This window comes from Mesorhizobium sp. M1A.F.Ca.IN.020.06.1.1, assembly GCF_004023265.1.
Lineage (GTDB): Bacteria > Pseudomonadota > Alphaproteobacteria > Rhizobiales > Rhizobiaceae > Mesorhizobium.
In genome coordinates, this window is record NZ_RZSR01000451.1 from 1 (window position 1) to 4,683 (window position 4,683).

Sequence of the window (4,683 nt, forward strand, 5' to 3'; positions counted from 1 at the left end):
GGTCAATCGCGTGAGACCCAGAGTTTGCGCGTGGTTTCGATGGCACGCCATACGCCGGTGAATCCCGGATGCATGACGAAGGCGTCGCCAGCCGCGATGCGGCGCGGCGGGCAGCCATCCTCAGTGAGTTCGGAGACACCCGAAAGGATGTAGCAGAACTCGAAAGTCTCGCCCTTAATCGAACGATAGGCGCCAGGCGTGACCTCCCAGACCCCTGTCTTCACGGCGCCGTCTGCGGTCTGGGCGATATCCCAGCTCAGAAAACGTGGATCGCCCTCCACAAGGCGGTCGGGCAGAGGCTGCCCTTCGCGTGGGCGCGGAAGAACATTCTGGTCGATGAACGTCAACTTGGACATAGGGATGTGGCCTTTCTGCGCGTTGAACGCCGTTCGAACCAAAGTTGCCGCTCCAAAAGCTTCAAGGCAGTCAGTCCGACGACATTGAGGGTGAGGTAGAAGACGGAGGTGATGATGAAGATGTCCATAATGGCGAAGGTTTCGCTCATCAGGCGTTTGGCCCAACCGGTGATTTCGAGCACAGCGATGGTCGAAGCGAGGCTGGATTCTTTGACGATGATGGCAACCTCACTGCTGTAGGATGGCAGCGCTTGTCGCAAAGCCAGCGGGAACTTGATCCGGCGCAAGATAATCCAAGGCGACATGCCGCAGGCTTCCGCCGCCTCGATCAGCCCGCGCGGCAGGGATAAAAACGCGGTTCGAAAGATTTCGGCTGTGTAGGCACCGGTGTTCAACAGGACCGCGAGAATGGCTGCGTGCAGGCCGTCGCCGATCAGCCACCAAATCACCGGGTTGGAGCGAAAGAACCCGACCTGCCCTAATCCGTAGTAGATCACGAATATCTGCACCAGCATGGGCGTGCCGCGAAAGACGGCGCAATAGGCGTCGGCCGCCGTGCAAACCAAGCGATTGCGCGAAGTGCGCGCGAGCGCCACCAGGATGCCGAATGGCAGTCCTAAGCCCACGCCGAACACCGAGATCAGAAGCGTTGTCTTTGCGCCGGTGAGAAGGAACGGAATCGCATAGGCAATAATGGTGAAATCCATTCTAACCTCCGCTGAAGCCGCGATTGATATGGCGCTCAGCCAGGCCGAACAGGGTCTGGCTGACTGCTGTCATGGCGAAGAACAGCGACGCAGCGATGCAGTAAAAGAGAAGTGGCGAGCGCGTGATGCCCGCCGCGATAGCCGCCATACGCATGAGTTCCTGCATGCCGACGATGGAAACGAGTGAAGTATCCTTGATCGTCATCTGCCAGACATTGTTGATCCCGCCGAGAGCAAGTCTCAACGCGAGCGGCAACGTGATTCTGAAAAAGGCGACCGATCGAGGCAACGCCAAAGATTTCGCGGCTTCAAGAAGACCGTTGGGAACGGCTTCCAAAGCGCCTCGCATCACCTCGATCGAATAGGCGCAGGAAATGGTCGCGATGGCGAGGATGCCGATAATGGACGGGTAGGCACTTTCAGCCATGTCTCGGTAGCCGAAGGCAACCGCTATCTTCTGCACCCAGTCGACAGAGCCAAAGAACAGGAGATAGATCACAAGAAGACCCGGCACGCCGCGGACGACGATGCTGTAGACATCGATCATCTGGGACAGCACCGGGACCCGCTGCCAGCGCGCTATGGCAAACGGGACGGCTGCGATCAACCCGATCATCATGCCGACCAGCCCGATGCAGATCGTCACGAACGCGCCGCGCAGCAAAGCGAGTCCCCAGCCCTGCTCCACAACCAGCAACCAGATAGTTTCAAACATGGATGACACCCGTCGGGCCGCCGCGGGCTGCGACGGCCAGTTGTTGCGAGAGGATCACTTCTTGCACGGAATGGTGTAGTCGTCCTTGAACCACTTGAGGGAAGACTGCTTGATCTTACCTCCATCGATCATGTTGCAGAGCGCGGCATCTACCTTAGCCTTGAGTTCGGCATTCCCCTTGCGCATGCCGACACCCATGCCGTGGCCGAGGGTTTCAGGATCGCTCATCGCCGTAATCTTCACATCGATCTTCGTGAAGTTGGCGCCGTCCGGCGTAGCGAGGAAATCCATCCAGGTCGGGGAGTCGCCGAAAGCGGCATCCAGGCGGCCAGCCGCAAGATCAGCGGTCTGCTGAGTGGTGGCATCATAAGTCTTGAGATCGGCGCTGGTCGCCCGCTTGCCGATGAATTTGGCATAGGTCGTGCCTGTCACGACGCCGACACTCTTTCCCGCGAGCGCCTTTTCGATCTCCTCGAGACTCTTGAGCCCGGCAAGAGCGGAATCTTTGGGGACCACGAAATAGAGCGGCGTGGTGGCGTACGGGATGGAGTAGTCGATCTTCTTCTGGCGCTCGGCAGTGATGCCAAGGCCGGAAATGATCACGTCGAAGCGGTCGCTATCCATGGAGGGAACCAGCGAACTGAAAGCCTGCACCACGAATTTGCACTTCATCTTGAGTTCGGCGCAGATACCGTTGGCAACGTCGGCGTCGAAGCCGGTGACGTTTCCGTTGGCGTCGGCCATGCTGAACAGCGGCGCGTCCCCTTCCGTGCCGACGCGTAGGACGCCTTCCTCGGCGTGCGCGGCACCGGCTGCGGCGGCGAGCATGAAACCGGATACAAAAATCGAACGAAACGTTTGAACTGAAAGCATGAGTGTTACCCCTTTTTGTTCTGCTGAAGAAAACCGCGATCACGCGGCGGCTGGCATGACGCTGGAGAGAAACCGTTTCACCGCCTCCGAGGCAGGGTTGCGAAACAACTCTTCCGGCGCATCGTCCTGCTCAAGGATACCTTTGCGCAGGAATATCATCCGGCTCGACACGTCGCGCGCAAACCGCATTTCATGGGTGACGAGAAGGATGGTCGCCCCCTCTTCGGCCAGCGTGCGGATCACCTTCAGCACCTCGCCCACGAGTTCCGGATCGAGCGCGGATGTGGGCTCGTCAAAAAGCATGATCTTTGGTCGCATCGCCAGCACCCGTGCGATCGCCACGCGCTGTTGTTGACCGCCTGAAAGCTGACTGGGATAGCGGTCGCGGAATTCGGCCATCCCCACCTTGGAAAGCGCCGAAAGCGCCATATCCTCGGCCTCCCGCCTTCCTTTCCCGAGCACGTAGACGAGCGCCTCTGTCACGTTGCCGATCACGGTCCGGTGCGGCCAGAGATTGAAGTTCTGGAACACCATGCCAGTCCGCTGGCGAAAGAGCCGGATCTTCGCGCGGTTGGTGATTTCGCTCTTGCCCGGTCGATTGGTGGTGATGGAGATTGCGTCGCCCATCACCTCGATCCTCCCTGAGGTCGGCGTCTCCAGAAAATTTATGCAGCGCAACAACGTGCTCTTTCCCGAGCCAGACGCGCCGATAAGGGATATGACCTCCCCTTCCGCCATCTGGAAAGTGACGTCGTTAAGGATCCTGACCGCGCCGAAATTCTTACTGAGTTCATGGACCTTTAGAACCGGGGCCATGTCACGGCGTCTTCGGTTCCATTCAGATCGCACCCTCTCAACATGGGGCTGGCCCCGGCTGTCCATCGTCTGCGCGAGTTCGTTAAGTGTTAGGCGACTGTGACCATCGCTCCCACTTTCGTCGGTGACGACGCCGTCTATGGCGCTCCTCCTCGAAACGGTTCGATATCCCTTGCTGTCGGTCACGTTCATCGGCTCGCTGCCTCTAGCAACTATTTGAAACCAATCTCGGGATTCTTAGGACCAATATGACATTGGTATCGCAACCGGTGTCAAGATAGATCAAATTGGTTGCGAGAAAAATTTGCAGGAACAGCTTACATTTGGCGCGTCGGATCCAATTCGCGGAATGAAGATCATCGCAGATAATCCGCCCCTCGCCCGGCCTCAGGCGAACATAGACTCGCCTATCGCTTCCTAAACAGAATGGTCGGGCCCGCTCCGCCGGGCCGCCCACGCGTCGCCGCCGGCGCCGAGCCCGCGCCAGCGGCAATTAAGGGACGGCGGCGGCCAGGTGACGGGTTTTAAGGCGGCCGAGGAAACCCAGATCCGCGTGTTCGAGCACGTCGCACATGGCGACCAGATCCCACGCGCCGGCAAGCGTCTCCTCCCAATACCGCCGTCGCGGAACGATTAGCCGCTGCTCGATGTTGATGCGACATCGGATGGCGAATCCATGGAACGGCGCGACAAGGAACAGGAGAACCTTTCCCGGCTCGAACGGGCCGCACAGCGGACCGCCGATCCGAAAACGATCCAGCAGCAGGCGAAAAAGCCCGAGGGAAAGTTCCGCTTCAGCTTCCGCAAGGAAGACCTCTGGTGGACGGCTGGCTTCGCTGCCGCTGCCTTGCTGCTCTTTGCCGTCCAACTCCTCATCAATTGGCACTTGGAATGGTTTGAGGCGCCTTTGCGCGCTCGCGTGCTGAATTATGTCTGGGGCGGCCTTCTCATTTTCGTCATGCTGACGATAGCGAACATCGTCGAAGTCTTTCTCATCGGCCGAATTCCCAATCGCGTTTCGCGTTTCAACCTGAAGCGAATTTTTCGATTGGTCGTCGTGGTCGCCGTCGTCTTCGTGGCCATCTCGGTTCTGTTCGTGAACTGGTACGCCGCCGTCGTTTCGCTCGGCCTGATTTCGCTGACGCTCGGCTTCGCGCTGCAGATGCCGATCTCCAGTTTCATCGCCTGGATCTATATTCTGGCCCGGGCGCCCTAT

At 58.9% G+C, this 4,683-nt stretch carries 5 protein-coding genes and 1 pseudogene; 1 reads left to right on the forward strand and 5 read right to left on the reverse strand.

Translation table 11 applies throughout. The features are described from left to right. Positions 1-2: 2 nt before the first annotated feature. The 5 genes from EOA60_RS19455 to EOA60_RS19475 form a co-directional block, all read right to left on the reverse strand. Positions 3-356: a cupin domain-containing protein gene (locus EOA60_RS19455; protein ID WP_095824814.1), complete on the reverse strand. Its 354-nt coding sequence runs from the start codon at positions 354-356 to the stop codon at positions 3-5. Next, positions 344-1,063 (reverse strand): ABC transporter permease subunit, encoded by a 720-nt coding sequence (locus tag EOA60_RS19460; protein ID WP_067329696.1) that lies wholly within the window; start codon positions 1,061-1,063, stop codon positions 344-346. Before EOA60_RS19460 ends, EOA60_RS19455 begins: the two co-directional genes overlap by 13 nt. Position 1,064: 1 nt before the next feature. Beyond that, complete coding sequence (locus EOA60_RS19465) at positions 1,065-1,778, reverse strand: ABC transporter permease subunit (protein WP_067329694.1); 714 nt, start codon at positions 1,776-1,778, stop codon at positions 1,065-1,067. 54 nt (positions 1,779-1,832) lie between these two features. Further along, positions 1,833-2,606, reverse strand: a complete 774-nt coding sequence (locus EOA60_RS19470; RefSeq protein WP_245479202.1) for a transporter substrate-binding domain-containing protein — start codon at positions 2,604-2,606, stop codon at positions 1,833-1,835. 84 nt (positions 2,607-2,690) lie between these two features. Next, positions 2,691-3,467 (reverse strand): amino acid ABC transporter ATP-binding protein, encoded by a 777-nt coding sequence (locus EOA60_RS19475; RefSeq protein ID WP_067330146.1) that lies wholly within the window; start codon positions 3,465-3,467, stop codon positions 2,691-2,693. 676 nt (positions 3,468-4,143) lie between these two features. On the opposite strand from EOA60_RS19475, the pseudogene EOA60_RS19485 reads away from it, so the two are divergent. Next, a pseudogene (locus EOA60_RS19485) lies at positions 4,144-4,683 on the forward strand (mechanosensitive ion channel family protein); the annotation flags it as partial.

Bases quoted from the DNA above. Each gene is read 5' to 3' on its own strand.
- EOA60_RS19455 (WP_095824814.1), bottom strand. From the start codon at position 356: ATGTCCAAGTTGACGTTCATCGACCAGAATGTTCTTCCGCGCCCACGC.
- EOA60_RS19460 (WP_067329696.1), bottom strand. From the start codon at position 1,063: ATGGATTTCACCATTATTGCCTATGCGATTCCGTTCCTTCTCACCGGC.
- EOA60_RS19465 (WP_067329694.1), bottom strand. From the start codon at position 1,778: ATGTTTGAAACTATCTGGTTGCTGGTTGTGGAGCAGGGCTGGGGACTC.
- EOA60_RS19470 (WP_245479202.1), bottom strand. From the start codon at position 2,606: ATGCTCGCCGCCGCAGCCGGTGCCGCGCACGCCGAGGAAGGCGTCCTA.
- EOA60_RS19475 (WP_067330146.1), bottom strand. From the start codon at position 3,467: ATGGCCCCGGTTCTAAAGGTCCATGAACTCAGTAAGAATTTCGGCGCG.